This window comes from Dehalococcoidales bacterium (assembly GCA_035529395.1).
GTDB lineage: Bacteria > Chloroflexota > Dehalococcoidia > Dehalococcoidales > Fen-1064 > DUES01.
On the sequence record DATKWT010000062.1, the window covers coordinates 1 to 13,804 of the forward strand.

Sequence of the window (13,804 nt, forward strand, 5' to 3'; positions counted from 1 at the left end):
CTTACAAATGCCTTTACAGTCCCTGTCATTCTAGCAAGCCTATGAAAAACCCTTTCGACCAATCCCCGTGCGGCCCAGACGGGCCGCCTTCCCCTTCCTGTCCAGGAAGGGGGGAAAGATTATATCTGGGGGACACCCCCAGACCCCTGCCATAAGGGGGCGCCCCTCAGAAGGGGCGAAGCCCCTTTGGCAGGGGTCTGGGGGTGTCCCCCAGATATAACTATTCCCCCCTTCCTGGCCAGGAAGGGGAAGGCGGCCCAGATGGGCCGCACGGGGGTTGGTCGAAAGGGTTCTTCATCACCCTGCTATAACTAATGCTGGAGTAGGGCGGGGGCCCTTCAAGAGAACAGGGTCCCCGTCCGAAGTGGAAATAATATGCTGGTGCTGAACAACATTGAGGTCGCTTACCTCAATGTCATCAGGGTACTGCACGGTGTCTCAATGACCGTTGAGGAGGGGGCGATTGTTGCCCTGCTCGGGGCGAACGGTGCCGGTAAGAGTACCACGCTCAAGGCAATCTCCGGCCTTCTTCACATTGAAGAAGGCGAGGTAACCGACGGCAGTATCCAGTGGAATGGCGAGAGAATCGACAGGAAGAGTGCCGAAGAGATAGGTAAACTCGGCATTATCCAGGCGCTTGAAGGCCGTCGGGTCTTCGGGCATCTTACCGCCGAGGAGAACCTGCTCGTCGGAGCATATCATCGTACCGACCGCACTGCCGTGAAGGGTGACCTGGAGATGGTCTACGGCTACTTCCCGAGGCTGAAGGACCTGCGGCGCGGCATCGCCGGCTATCTTTCCGGGGGTGAGCAGCAGATGCTGGTCATCGGTCGTGCCATGATGGCTGCCCCCAAATTGATGATGCTCGATGAACCGTCCCTGGGTCTGGCACCCCTCCTGGTCGAGGAGATATACAATATCATCGAGCGGTTCAATACTGAGTCCGGGACGTCGGTGCTCCTCGTCGAGCAGAACGTCAGAATTGCCCTGAGCATTGCTCACACCGGCTATGTTATGGAGAACGGCCGGATTGTCCTGGACGGCACGGCGGACTTCCTCAAGAACAACGAGGATGTCAAGGAGTTCTACATGGGGCTCTCCACGGTGGGTACCAGGAAAAGCTACCGGGAAGTGAAGCACTACAAGAGGCGAAAACGATGGCTCTAAAATCTGGCGGGCAGTATTACGATGAACTGGAGACTATGACCGCCGAGGAAAGACGGACGTATCTCAACGGGAAGCTGCGCGAGGCGGTCGACCATGCCTGCCACAACGCGCCTGCGGCGCGTGAAATGCTGGACCGCGCCGGGGTTCAACCCACAGATATTCAAACGATAGAGGACCTGGAGAAGCTGCCCATCACCCGGAAGACGGACCTGATTGAGCTACAGAAGACCAGGCCTCCGTACGGCGGTTTCCTGGCGATACCGCCGGAAGATGTAGAGCGGATATTCATCTCTCCCGGTCCGATATACGAGCCGCTGCACAGCGGGTCCATCGAGTGGTTTGCCAGGTCCTTCTACGCCGCCGGTTTCAGGAAGGGTGATATTGTCATCAATACCTTCACCTATCACCTGTCCCCCGCCGGTGTTCTGTTCCACGAGGCTTTGAGGGATTGCGGGGCCACCGTGGTCGTCACCGGTACCGGTAACACCGATATCCAGGTCCGGACAATGCTCGACCTCAAGGTCACCGGGTTTGTCGGTACGCCTTCTTTCCTGATGACCCTCATCCGCAGGGCGGAGGAGATGGGGCATGACTTCCGTCGGGACTTCGTACTGGAGCGTGCCTGGTTCACCGGTGAACCCCTGTCACCGTCGGTGAGGAAAACCCTCGAAGAGGACTACACCATCAATACCTGCCAGGCCTACGCGGTCACCGAGCCGGGGGGTGCCCTTGCCTACGAATGCCCGGAGAAATCCGGCATGCACTTCATGGATGACTACGTGATTGAGATAGTCGACCACGAGACAGGGAAGCAGCTTGGCCCCGGTGAGATTGGGGAAATCGTGGTTACCCCGGTGCACAACAGGGCCTGGGGCATTATCCGCTTCGGCACCGGTGACATGTCTTCGTACATCACAGAACCGTGCCCGTGTGGACGGAGCTCAAACCGACTGGTAGGGATTGTCGGGCGGACCGGTGATGCCGTCAAGGTGCGGGGGATGTTTGTCGTCACCCGACAGGTTGAGGAAGCGGTGCTTGGCATCGAGGCGGTCTCGCGGTTCCAGGTTGTCGTCAGCCGTGAGGGACAGCGCGATTATATGGCGCTCAGGGTCGAACTGAAGAACAAAGATATTGACCGGGACGCACTGACTGCGGAACTGAATGAGCGCGTTCAGAATGTTTGTCGGGTAAGGGTAGACAGGGTCGAGTTCGTGGCACTGGGCAGCATCCCCGAAGACCAGTCACGGATAGTGGACCCGAGGAAGTGGGACTAAGCCTGCTGGCAAAGCCAGCAGGCCGAAGCTGAAGGGTCTCTCCCCGCGGAACATACTGGTGTAGTGTCTCGTATATATCTCTACGTATGATGGATAGGAAAGTCCAGAAGGGTGTTCCCCAGATATAATCTTTCCCCCTTTCCTGGCCAGAAAGGGAAAGGCGGCCCAGCTGGGCCGCACGGGGATTGGTCGAAAGGGTTCTTCAGCAACCTGCTAAATTCAAATTCTATATGAGACAAACTTCGGCATCAAAGCTTTACATAACTCTAAAAACAATTCGTGCCTGATAAGCCTTTTCTAGCCTCCATTTGTTTCCCATAATTTTTAGTCGGCATTGAAATCGAGATATTACCTTCCCCGAACGAATCATCATGTCCCGGGGGACTCGAACCTGTAGCCACCTGCGTGGCAGTCAGGCCCGCGACAGGGTCACTATTACTCTTCCTTACCGAGGTAGGCTGAAATCACCTGCGGGTTTGTCCTTATCTCCTCGGGAGTGCCCTCGGCAATCTTCTGCCCGAAATCAAGCACCACAATCCTGTCCGCCAGGTCCATGACCACTCCCATGTCATGCTCAATCAGGACGATGCAGTCGACGCCGTCCCTGAGGACAGGAGTGCTTGGATAGGTATCCCCCTGACCTTCGAAGATATCGATGATGAACCGGGCGATGTCTTCCTTCTCTTCCAGGTTCATCCCCGCCATCGGCTCATCGAGGAGGAGGACCTTCGGTTCCATAGCCAACGCCCTGCCCAACTCTACTCGTTTGCGCATTCCGTAGGGCAGCGTGCCGACCACCTTCTTTCTTATCGGTTCTATCTCCAGAAAATCTATGATGTCTTCCACTGTCCGGCGGTGCTCAATCTCCTCGGCATGGGCCGGGCCGAAGTAGATAGCTCCGGTCAGCGGGTTCTGCTTCATGAGCATGTGGCGGGCGGCCATGATGTTGTCCAGTGTGCTCAGACCGGCGAAAAGCTCGATGTTCTGGAATGTCCTGGCCAGGCCGAGTCTGGCTGCCCTGTCCGGTCGGATTCTGGTAATCCTGCGGCCGTCGTAGTATACCTCGCCTTTCTGTGGCTTGTAGAACCCATTAATACAGTTCAACAGGCAGGTCTTGCCCGCACCGTTGGGGCCGATTATGGCCAGGATTTCGTTGTCCTTAATATCAATGCTGACATCACTCAGCGCATTGACACCGCCAAAGGACAGGGAGAGGTCCTCTATTCGTACCTTTACCTTGTGGCCGTTTTCACTGTTCATCTGTAGATGGCTCTATTTCCCCGGATGTGTCAGCCGGACCTGGTGTGGACCGCATCTTCAAGGCTTCTTCGTCACGGAGTTTCTGCTTGTACTCTAATATGCGGATGCATTGCGTGCCTTCGCACTCCAGCGCTCGTCTCAGCTGCAGGCTCTTCCTGACCATGTTGAGCTGCTCCTCGCGGGATTCAGTATACTTTCGGACACCGGTACACTTAGCGGACCAGTCCTTGTCGACCATTATGGTCACTTCGTCATCAACGGCATCGCAGTGTATCGTTGTTGCCGTTACCTGCCAGTCTACCATGTGAATATCACATTGCTCCTTCTTGACTCCCATGGTACCATTTGTGCGGTTGCCAGTTCAACTGTGGGTACTCGTCCGGTACATTAGTGACACTCCAACAGATGATGCCGGTTGCCACCGGAGGTTACTTGTGTGGTTTAGCTATGGTACCGGCCGCCTTCTCATGTGGCAATACCTCATCCCCTCTTACGCCTTTCTCCAAAGGAGAAAGGGGCGATATCTATACGCGTGCCCCTATATCTTACCCTGGCGATACCGTGCGCTGCCATTGCGAAAGTGCTACAATAGTGCATTGTACACGTGGCAGACGCTTTCTCTCGGAGAACCATCAGTTGACGTGTTAGCAGAACTAAAGCCGCAGCGAAAATGACGCTGGGATGAATCCGTCAAGTACCACTGCATACCCGGACAGTAATAAAAAAGGGAGGCAAGAATGTTTACCAGAATCCGCGCCATACACATAGCGGTCAACAATGTAGAGGAGACGGCCAAGGAATACGCCGACAAGTTCGGGCTCGTGGCGTCACAGTCCGGCACTCTGCCCGAAATGGGTATAAAGAACGCGCTATTGCCTGTTGGTGATGCTGTGTTCGAGCTAATCGAGCCTCTGAATCCCGGGGAAGGAGCCCTCGCCAATTTTCTGGAGCGTCGGGGTGAAGGTGTGTACATGATGGCTCTGGAGGTCGAGAATCTGGGCGAGGCCGTCGAGTCATTGCGGGCCAGGGGTGTACGCATGAACAGCGATGACCCGGAATCGATAGCCAAAGGTGGCCCGGTCTTTGTCCACCCGAAATCAACTCACGGGGTGCTTATCGAGCTGGTCGAAAAGAAGTAATCTCAGGTCAGGTCTATAACTGCGCAGGCCGATACAGAGATGATTACAGAGTAACAAAGGAGGGAGAGGTATGGCTGACAAACCCAGGTTCTTCCAGGTGGAAAAGGATGGGCCGGTTATTATCTGGAGGTTTAGCAATCCACCGCAGAATCTCTGGAACAATGAAACGGCTGCGGAGTTCAATGACGTAGTCGAGGACTTGTACGAGGCCCCGGAATTGCGGGTAGGTATTCTCACCAGTGCGGTAATGGAGGTCTTTATCCAGCACTTTGATGTATCGCTCCTGGTGCAATGGGGCGATGCCCTCAAGGCGGGACAGATCACCTTGCCGACTGAGCGTCCGGCGCCAAGGGGCGTGTATCGGCGTGGCCCGAAGCCGGTGATTGCAGCTATCAATGCCCCGGTGGCCGGTGGTGGGCTGGAACTGTGTATGGCCTGCGATTTCCGTTTCATGTCGCGTGCCGCATCGGTGGCCCAGCCTGAGGTCGGTGCCGGAATCCTCCCCGGTGGTGGTGGAACCCAGCGTATGCCGCGACTCATCGGACTCGGCCGTGCCCTGGAACTGCAGTTGACAGGTAGACCAGTCTTCGCGGAGGAAGCGGAGCGCATCGGTCTGGTAACACGTGCCTGCGACCCGCTAAACTTGATGCCGGAAGCGCTGGAGTTCGCTAAAATACTGGCAGCCCAACCACCCTTGGCGGTCGAACTCATCCGGCGGTGCATCTATGAAGGCACAGAGATGCCCCTGGAGGAAGGCCTTGCTCTGGAGAGCGAGCTATTCCGGGAGACACTCATCAGCGGAGATGCCTTGGACAGGATGCGTGCCTATGTAGCCTCCGGACAGGATGCCAAGCAAGCGCAAGACCTATTAAAGAACTTTGAACAGCAGGATTCTGAGTAAGTGAGTTGTCAGACGCTGCCCGGCGTATGCTGCTGCAGGAATGAGAAGATAATGTCAAGCGCCTCCGGGAAACGGGTGACCCCGTGCTCGGCACCCTCGAAGGCCTTTACCTGTACATCCGGTATTAGCCTGGCCATATCGCGCGAGCCCTGTGCCGGGAAGACGCTGTCCTCAGTGCCGTATAGAACGAGAGTGGGCGGCTTTATGTCCCGGAACTGGGGAGTAGCATCCCAGTCGACATAGCCGGAATAGGTGCGCAGTTCACCGGCGTACTTGGCGATGCGCTCTTCCCGTGGGGTCTGGCGCAACATTTCCCGGATGCGTTCCATCGCCTCCTGCTGCGCGTGACTCTCCTTTTCGGTACGTTCCGGGCGTCCGACAAACAGGTTCAGTCCCACTGTACCTTCGGTGGTCCTGGCTTCATAGGCAGCCAGAGGGCTGTCTTCGTTCAGGATTCTGATACGCTCCCGGAGCCTGGCTTTCATCTCCTCGTCCGGTGATAACCACGGTGCGGAGTCGGTGACGACCAGGCTGGCGGTTGCTTCGGGGAATTCGAGGCCGAAGGCAAGCGTAATCTGGCCTCCGGCCGATGTTCCCAGGATATGAGCGCGGTCATGCCCCAGGTAATGTAACAACTCGAGAATGTCACCAGCGAAGTCCTTCATAGTGAAACCTTCTTCGGGGTATCCGGAACGTCCGGAAGCACGGCGGTCATAGGTAATTACCCTGAAATACCGTGCGAAGCGGTCCCGCCAGGCGGGAGCTTCAGCACCCATGCCCGTACCCAATCCACCGAACCCGCCGTGCACATAGACCAGCGGGAAACCGTCTCCTTTCGTCTCATAGTACATCTCGAAACCGTTGATATTCGCGGTTGGCATCAGACCTCCTTTATGTGGGACTACTATGGATTACGCCAAACTCTGCACCTGACCTCATACCCAGGTGGCTGAGGCTCGGAGTCCTGTAATCTGCTGACACTTACTCAAGCATATCACTTACCCATACTCAGATACAGCACTTAATCTACGGGATGTTCAGTATTATCATTATAAAGGGGGGAAGGTTCCGTTTATGGTACCACCCGCTACTGACTATTTCAATACCGGAGAGACTAAGTCATCCGATAGACCGGTGAATTCCACTGATTATCAATTGACCCGAAAGCGGCCGATGAGCTATAATTCATATAGACCATAGAAGCGAAGCAGCGGGTGAGATTTGCACGAGAGTTGCGGAGTATTTGGTGTCTACTGTCCTGATGAGGATGTAAGTCGACTTACCTATTTCGCTCTATTCGCCCTGCAACACCGTGGCCAGGAAAGTGCCGGCATTGCCGTTGCCGATGGCTTGCGGATGCAGGTAACCAGCGATATGGGGCTGGTCTCTCAGGTATTCACCGAGGAGAGGCTAAGCCAGCTCAGCGGGTATATTGCCATCGGACACAACCGCTACTCGACCCGGGGTTCCAGTCGAGTAATCAATGTCCAACCCATTATCGTCGGTCGGGGCGCTAATGCGATTGCCATAGCCCACAACGGTAATATCATTAATGCCGAGTTCCTTCGCGAAGAACTCATTGCGCAGGGCCACACGTTCCGCACGTCCACGGATACCGAAGTCATCGCCAATCTCATTATCTCCTCTCCGGAGAAGAGCTGGGTGGACAGGATAAGGTACGCCATGCACCGGCTCCAGGGTGCATTTTCCATGTGCCTGCTCACTAACGATAGTCTCTTTGCGGTTCGTGACCCGTGGGGCGTCCGTCCGCTCTGCCTCGGACAGATGAATGGAGGGCATGTAATCGCCTCGGAGAGTTGTGCGCTTGACCACATCGGTGCCGAGTTTATCCGTGAGATTGAACCGGGAGAGATACTACGGGTTCGTCAGGGTGAAGTCGAGAGCTATCGGGAAGATTCTGATAGAAGGTCGCTGTGCATCTTCGAATATATCTACTTCGCCCGGCCGGATAGTGTAATCAACGGAAAGCTACTATATCCGGCACGTATGGCCATGGGGGCGGGGCTTTCCGAAGAGCATCCGGTTGATGCCGACCTGGTGATAGGAGTGCCGGATTCGGCCACTGCCGCCGGTATAGGCTATGCGAGACATTCCGGCATTCCCTTCTCGGAGGGACTGCTCAAGAACCGCTACATGGGACGCACCTTCATCGAACCCGACCAGCGGATAAGGGACCTGGGGGTCCGCCTCAAGTTCAACCCGCTGCCCCAGATGCTCGAGGGGAAGCGACTTGTCGTAGTTGACGACAGCATAGTGCGAGGCACGACCACTCCCAAGGTGGTAAACCTGCTGAGAAGGGCCGGGGTGAAAGAGATACACATGCGCATCTGTGCCCCACCGATACAATACCCCTGTTTCCTGGGAGTGGATATGGCTACCCGCCAGGAACTCATCGCGTCTCACAAGACCGTTGAGGAGATTCGCGACTTCATCGGTGCTGATTCTCTGGGCTATCTAAGTGTGGACGGGTTGCTTAAGGCGGTGGACCTGCCCCGGGAAACGTTCTGCATGGCCTGCTTCGTTGGCGACTACCCCATGCCGGTGCAATTGCAGATGGACAAGCTGGCCCTGGAAAACTCAGCGTTGGACCATGAGTAGTGCATAGCCCCTGCGTGTCTGTTGGGGGAATATGCGTATTACCATTCTGAATAGCTACTCAAGGTTGGACAGAGGAAGTACATTTTACTGTTTGACAAAACTATATAACCTATCCGATTTTTCGTGGCAGGCGTGTTCGGATTTAATTGATGCCATCCATCCCGCAAACATGCAGCGGGTGAGTATTAGAGACCAGCAACCACTGGCACGGGTTGCGCATAACCAGAGGTGAGAAATTGAGAGCAGACATGGCCAAACTTGATAGGGCCTTTAATCCCAGGGTCCTGGCGATAGTCGGTGATTCCGGGTTCTTCCAGTGGATTCGTTCCCACGGTGATTTCAAGGGTAAGCTCTACTCCGTGCAGGTTAACCCGAAGACAATCGAGCGGATAGAGAAGATGGGGATAGAGAACTACACCAGTCTGGTAGCCATCCCGGAACCCGTGGACCTGGCAATTGTGGCTGTGGGGCGGAAGTACGCTCTCAATGTGCTGGAGGACTGCATTCGCAAGGATGTAGCGGCCGCTCACTTCTTTACCGCGGGTTTCAGTGAGACGGATACCCAGGATGGTATAGACATGGGGCGTGCCCTCACCGACCGGGCGATAGAGGCAGGTTTTCATCTAATTGGGCCGAATTGCATGGGTCTGTTCAATCCTGCAGTTGGCTTGAAGCAGATGGGAGGTCAGTACACAGGAGCCGCCGGGCCGGTGGGCTTCATCTCACAGAGCGGTACCCACGCGATTAACTTCAGTCTGGAGGCCCATCTTCAGGGTGTGGACGTCAACAAATCGGTCAGTTTCGGCAACGGGACCGTACTTGATGCAGCCGAGTACCTTGAGTACTTCGGCCAGGATGATGGCATCAAGGTGATTGGCATGTACCTCGAGGGTATCAGGGAGGGGAGAAGGTTCCTGGATGTGCTCAAGGAAGTATCACGGAAGAAGCCGGTGGTGATATGGAAGGGCGGCCGTACTCAGGATGGTGGCCGGGCTATCGCCTCACATACCGGCTCCCTGGCGGTGTCACAGGACATATGGAATGCTGCCATGCGACAGGGTGGTGCAGTCACGGCACCAGGGATGGACGCGTTGATTGATACCCTGAAAGCACTACTTTATCTCAATCCGGTCTATGGCAACAAAGTGGTCCTGGCCGGAGGGTCCGGAGGGCAGTCGGTTGCCATCACCGATGCGTTTACCGAGGTGGGACTGGAGGTGCCACCACTCACCAGGGAATCCTATGACCAGTTTGAGGAGTTCTTCAGTGTAATCGGGGGGAGTTATCAGAACCCGATAGACACCGGCAACCCGAACCGCGCCCAGATGAAGCGTATCATGGACATTATCGAGGGTGACGATAACATAGATAACATCGTGCTATTGATGTACACGGGTACCGGCGGTCCTCCGGGGTTAGAAGACCGTCGCGATGAGGAAATCCAGTCAATCGTTGACCTCAGGAACCGAAGTTCCAAGCCGGTCATGGTGACTATCACGGTACCATTTCTGCCGAAGGTTGTCGGGGAAGCACGGACGCTGGTTAAGAAACTCCAGGATGGTGGGGTACCGGCGTTCACCAGCCTGGATAGGGGTGCTCTAGCCCTGAGGAACACCCTCGACTACTATCAGTTCCAGAAGAGGGACGATTAATAACGTCCGGGTCCCGCGCTAGTCGGTATCCTGCTTCTTTCTTTGCTCTTCCCGCCATTGCTCGCGGGAAAGGTCCATAAGCAGGAACTTGTATCCATCCCTTTCCAGATGGCCGCAGGATGTGAAGCTGCATTTCTCGAAGCATTTCCGGGCGCGGGCGTTGCTAACCAGGGTCTTCAGGTAGATGCGGTTCAGATTCGTAAAGCGGAAGACGTGGTCGAGCAGCACTCTTACGGTGTCGGCACCGTAACCTTTGTCCCAGTAGTGTCGGTCACCAATCATGATACCGAGTTCGGCTTCGCTCCGGTTCTCGTCAATATTGTAGTAGACGCAGTTGCCAATGTGCTTTCCGTCAAGGGTGTCAACGGCGAAGGAGCGCCGGGCCGGAGAAGGAAAGAAGAGTTCGCTGCCGTAGTCCGTTAGATACTCGTCATACGTATAGTCTATCGGCGGTGCTGCATCGAGCCAGGCAAGTTCCGGGTCTTTCTGCCATTCGTAGTCTTTCCTGGCATCGGACATCCTCTTGTTGCGAAGTATTACCTTGCTACCGTCAATCATGCTTCTCTCGAGAGTATCTCATCATGTCAAATCAAAAAGGATGACATGCCTTCCCTGTTTGCCAGTTCTTGCAGGGCTTCTTCGGCGGCCTGGCTGACAGCCTCATTGGGGTCATCAAGGCACAGTTTCAGGCACTCACTGGCTTCGGCACCACCGATGCTGCCAAGCGCATGGATGGTGGCAAGCCGGACCTCGATGTCATCATCGTAGATGAGCTCGGCAAGCTGTGGGACGGTGTCTTTATCCTCTATCTCACCGAGCGACTCCACTACCTTGCGACGCATCTCGGCATCAGCACTGCCCAGCTCCCTGAGGAGAACCGGTAGCCAGGATAGGTCACAACTCCCACCCATAGCTCGTACCGAACTGATACGAAGCCGGTCATCCCTGCTGAGGTAGTTGTCTCCTATCGCTGTCTTGACTTCGGGTAGGCTCAGTGGAGCGACTGCCTCAAGGGCATGCCGCCGGACATCCATCGGTCTGGTGCTGTCATCGGTGATATTCAGGAGGGTGTGAGCTATCCGAGAGGTGTACTCGGAAGCTATCGTGCCGTTTTCAACAAGCAGGGCGAACCTGCCCAGAGTACGGGCGGCTTCAACCTGTACTGCCTCCGAGGGGTCTTCCTCCAGCAAACCGATGAGTGGTTCAATCAGTGAGGTTTTTTCGCACTCCCAGAGACCCCGGACTGCTTCTTTTCTTACTTCGGCGTGGGTGTCCCCAAGGCAATGATTGAAGACCGCGTGGAAATTCAGGGTGACGTTCCTGTCCGCCATTTCAATCAAACGGCTGACGATAATACTCCGTCGCTCCGGTGCGATATCATCCCAGGACTGCGCCAGCAGAGCCATCTCCTCGGAGTCAAGCTCCGATAGCTCAACCAGGCTGGAGTCAGGCAGGTCACCATCGTCATTGCGAAGGCCGGTAATGATTTCTGCCAGCGACAACTAGACCTCCCACCGCATGGTCTTACTCGTCTTCTTCATCCTCATCATCGTCCAATCCGTTGTCGTCCTGCTCCCAGATAGGCTGGGTGAAGTGCTCAATGTACTCACTCATGGCCATGGCGGTCATCTGTTTCAACTGCTCCCTGGTCTCGCGGGCGATCTGGGTAAGCTCTGAAGTATCCACCTCAATCCCCAGCATTGTCGTCAGTATCCCGAGTATTGCCAGGGCGGCCATCGGGTTCTCTACTCGGGAAGCATGTGTCGGTACCTCGCCAAGAAGACAGATGCCGTTGACACCTCTCTCTTTAGACACCCCGAGGAGCAGTCCGTTCAGGCCGGAAATCTGTAGATTGCCCCGGTGAACCAGGTCATACTTTTCAAGCAGTTCGGTCATTTCCGGAGTGGTAGCCACCCCCCACACCCTGGGCTGCTCGGTGAAGTGGATGTGTGTCAGGGCGGCAGCACACGTAATCACGTGGCTGATACCGAACTTCAGTCCGACATCGAGGACGCTGCTGGCCAGTTCATAAGCCTTGGAAACCGGCTGGTCATCGCCGATGAAGACTATCAGGTCGTTTTGCTCCGCGCCGGTCTTGTAGTAGTAGAACCTGCTCTGGGGGAACTGGGGTGCTTCCACCACGTTATTGCGGGCTACCACGCCTATGGGGTCGAAGAAGTAGGAGGCTTCTATCTCCGCGAGTGCCTTAAAGGGCAGATTCCTGAGGAGATAGTCAGCCACTATCATGGCTACGTTACCCACCCCTGGCCATGCTGCCAGCATGACCGGCGAAGTCAGCTTGGGACGGGCTGTTATTCGGCTGATACGGTTCTTTTCCAGGGCGGTGGCCTCCTTTAACCGGGAGTATACTATTGGATGACGGCGGTTTTCAAGTATGAGTGAATATAATGATAACGATGGTACATCTTAATATTACAACCGCTACTGGAGGCCGGTCAAGGTAATGTGCTCGTCCACTACATTGGTGACCGATGGGACTGATGGCGACAAAAGAGATAATGAAAAATAAAGGGAAACAAATCGAGGCTAACCGAGCGTGATTTGTTTTTCGAGTTATGTCTACCTCTGGACAGACATAACTATTATTCGTGGGGATACGGGCGCGGCAATCTCTTTCTTTTCCCGGAGATTGCTTCGGTGTCTCTTCGCTTTGCTCAGAGTCCCTGCTCGCAATGACGTTGCCCCTCAGAAGGGGTGCTTTATCAGTGCTTACAGACGTTGGTCAGGGATTACAGTGGGTATCGTGTTTGTGGGGTACTACCGGCAGGCTCCGGAATGGGGATTGACAATCGAGTGCCATGGATGTACTGTTGGTGAAGATAGCGATGAGGGCAGGGATTCCTCGTTGCGGGTTGAAACGGGGAATGCCGGCTTGAACTACTAACGAAAGACGGGAGATATTTATGCGCATCAACAGATGGATTTGTACCCTTGCGGGCACTGTTTTCCTTGTCTCCGTATCAGCATTATTGCTGGTGCCAGCTATTGCTCCAGCGCAGGTCTTTGCTGACGGTCCCGACAGCGAATACTTTAGTGTCCGTACAGTAGTCCTTGACGGCATAAGTATCGATGAGGTCATAATCAATGGCCCGCCTACGCCTCCGCCTGGTTTTGAGCGTGTTACAGTTGAGCTACCTGAGCCAAACATAGCCGCGGGTCTTAATGTTCTAGCTAATGTACCAGCCTTTAGTTGGTGTTTCGGATGTTCGGCTACTTCCGCGGCAATGCTAGCCGGATATTATGACAGAACAGGATATGGGAACATGTACGCGGGACCAACAAATAGTGGTGTGATGCCACTGGACAATAGCTCCTGGGGAACTTGGGAAGATTCAAATTCGGATACAAGGGCTCAATGTCCATTAAGTGCAACACGCAATGGTGTGGATGGACGAGCCACCAAGGGTCACGTTGATGATTACTGGATTTATTACGGACAACCTGGACCCGACCCATGGGACGGCAGTTGGGCTGAGCATACACACGGTGAGTGCACCGGCGATTTCATGAACACCAATCAATGGGTATATCCTTCTGGGAGTTTCAACACAGATGGTAGCACAACTTTCTATTACTACACTGATGGGGCGCTAACGCCCACGGACGATCTGGAAGCGGCTGGTATTCCGTACAGTTACGATGGCGGCTATGGGTTCGAGCTGTTTTACGAATCCAGGGGGTATACTGTAGATACCGCGTATAACCAGTATATTAAGGGGCAGGGCGGCGACCCAAACCTGGGCTTTACATACGCTCAGTACAAGGCAGAAA

Annotated in this window: 13 protein-coding genes; 7 read left to right on the forward strand and 6 right to left on the reverse strand. The window is 55.1% G+C overall.

The window, feature by feature from the left end; translation table 11 throughout:
- Positions 1 to 375 precede the first annotated feature (375 nt).
- Entirely contained in the window at positions 376 to 1,167 is a 792-nt protein-coding gene (locus VMW13_04265; protein HUV44029.1) for an ABC transporter ATP-binding protein, read from the forward strand.
- Positions 1,158 to 2,441, forward strand: coding sequence for an AMP-binding protein (locus tag VMW13_04270; GenBank protein ID HUV44030.1), 1,284 nt, complete (start codon positions 1,158 to 1,160; stop codon positions 2,439 to 2,441). The genes VMW13_04265 and VMW13_04270 overlap by 10 nt, the downstream gene beginning before the upstream one ends.
- Positions 2,442 to 2,876: 435 nt before the next feature.
- Here VMW13_04270 and VMW13_04275 read toward each other — a convergent pair whose 3' ends face one another.
- Both VMW13_04275 and VMW13_04280 read right to left on the reverse strand, forming a co-directional pair.
- Entirely contained in the window at positions 2,877 to 3,701 is an 825-nt protein-coding gene (locus VMW13_04275) for an ABC transporter ATP-binding protein (GenBank protein ID HUV44031.1), read from the reverse strand.
- Positions 3,691 to 4,038, reverse strand: a complete 348-nt coding sequence (locus VMW13_04280) for a hypothetical protein (protein ID HUV44032.1) — start codon at positions 4,036 to 4,038, stop codon at positions 3,691 to 3,693. Before VMW13_04280 ends, VMW13_04275 begins: the two co-directional genes overlap by 11 nt.
- Before the next feature lie 400 nt (positions 4,039 to 4,438).
- On the opposite strand from VMW13_04280, the gene VMW13_04285 reads away from it, so the two are divergent.
- Both VMW13_04285 and VMW13_04290 read left to right on the forward strand, forming a co-directional pair.
- A complete protein-coding gene (locus VMW13_04285; protein HUV44033.1) occupies positions 4,439 to 4,840 on the forward strand; it encodes a VOC family protein in 402 nt (133 codons plus the stop codon).
- A gap of 70 nt (positions 4,841 to 4,910) precedes the next feature.
- Complete coding sequence (locus tag VMW13_04290; protein HUV44034.1) at positions 4,911 to 5,741, forward strand: enoyl-CoA hydratase/isomerase family protein; 831 nt, start codon at positions 4,911 to 4,913, stop codon at positions 5,739 to 5,741.
- Between the two features lie 8 nt (positions 5,742 to 5,749).
- On the opposite strand, the gene VMW13_04295 is transcribed toward VMW13_04290, so the two are convergent.
- Positions 5,750 to 6,622: an alpha/beta hydrolase gene (locus VMW13_04295; protein ID HUV44035.1), complete on the reverse strand. Its 873-nt coding sequence runs from the start codon at positions 6,620 to 6,622 to the stop codon at positions 5,750 to 5,752.
- Between the two features lie 340 nt (positions 6,623 to 6,962).
- Between VMW13_04295 and purF the strand changes: the two genes are divergently transcribed.
- Complete coding sequence (gene purF, locus VMW13_04300) at positions 6,963 to 8,360, forward strand: amidophosphoribosyltransferase (GenBank protein ID HUV44036.1); 1,398 nt, start codon at positions 6,963 to 6,965, stop codon at positions 8,358 to 8,360.
- Between the two features lie 248 nt (positions 8,361 to 8,608).
- A complete protein-coding gene (locus tag VMW13_04305; protein HUV44037.1) occupies positions 8,609 to 10,012 on the forward strand; it encodes a CoA-binding protein in 1,404 nt (467 codons plus the stop codon).
- 18 nt (positions 10,013 to 10,030) lie between these two features.
- On the opposite strand, the gene VMW13_04310 is transcribed toward VMW13_04305, so the two are convergent.
- Genes VMW13_04310 through VMW13_04320 form a run of 3 tightly spaced genes read right to left on the reverse strand, consistent with a single transcriptional unit; the run spans position 10,031 to position 12,295 of the window.
- Positions 10,031 to 10,570: a GNAT family N-acetyltransferase gene (locus VMW13_04310; GenBank protein ID HUV44038.1), complete on the reverse strand. Its 540-nt coding sequence runs from the start codon at positions 10,568 to 10,570 to the stop codon at positions 10,031 to 10,033.
- Between the two features lie 26 nt (positions 10,571 to 10,596).
- Positions 10,597 to 11,514: a HEAT repeat domain-containing protein gene (locus VMW13_04315; GenBank protein HUV44039.1), complete on the reverse strand. Its 918-nt coding sequence runs from the start codon at positions 11,512 to 11,514 to the stop codon at positions 10,597 to 10,599.
- 22 nt (positions 11,515 to 11,536) lie between these two features.
- Positions 11,537 to 12,295: a PAC2 family protein gene (locus tag VMW13_04320; protein ID HUV44040.1), complete on the reverse strand. Its 759-nt coding sequence runs from the start codon at positions 12,293 to 12,295 to the stop codon at positions 11,537 to 11,539.
- 641 nt (positions 12,296 to 12,936) lie between these two features.
- Here VMW13_04320 and VMW13_04325 point away from each other — a divergent pair.
- On the forward strand, positions 12,937 to 13,804 hold an 868-nt coding region (locus VMW13_04325; GenBank protein HUV44041.1), incomplete at its 3' end, for a hypothetical protein.

What these genes read in the sequence shown, in the direction of transcription:
- VMW13_04285 (HUV44033.1), top strand. Translation starts at nt 4,439, where the DNA reads ATGTTTACCAGAATCCGCGCCATACACATAGCGGTCAACAATGTAGAG.
- VMW13_04265 (HUV44029.1), top strand. Translation starts at nt 376, where the DNA reads ATGCTGGTGCTGAACAACATTGAGGTCGCTTACCTCAATGTCATCAGG.
- VMW13_04305 (HUV44037.1), top strand. Translation starts at nt 8,609, where the DNA reads ATGGCCAAACTTGATAGGGCCTTTAATCCCAGGGTCCTGGCGATAGTC.
- VMW13_04310 (HUV44038.1), bottom strand. Translation starts at nt 10,570, where the DNA reads ATGATTGACGGTAGCAAGGTAATACTTCGCAACAAGAGGATGTCCGAT.
- VMW13_04290 (HUV44034.1), top strand. Translation starts at nt 4,911, where the DNA reads ATGGCTGACAAACCCAGGTTCTTCCAGGTGGAAAAGGATGGGCCGGTT.
- VMW13_04320 (HUV44040.1), bottom strand. Translation starts at nt 12,295, where the DNA reads ATGCTGGCAGCATGGCCAGGGGTGGGTAACGTAGCCATGATAGTGGCT.
- VMW13_04275 (HUV44031.1), bottom strand. Translation starts at nt 3,701, where the DNA reads ATGAACAGTGAAAACGGCCACAAGGTAAAGGTACGAATAGAGGACCTC.
- VMW13_04280 (HUV44032.1), bottom strand. Translation starts at nt 4,038, where the DNA reads ATGGGAGTCAAGAAGGAGCAATGTGATATTCACATGGTAGACTGGCAG.
- VMW13_04295 (HUV44035.1), bottom strand. Translation starts at nt 6,622, where the DNA reads ATGCCAACCGCGAATATCAACGGTTTCGAGATGTACTATGAGACGAAA.
- VMW13_04270 (HUV44030.1), top strand. Translation starts at nt 1,158, where the DNA reads ATGGCTCTAAAATCTGGCGGGCAGTATTACGATGAACTGGAGACTATG.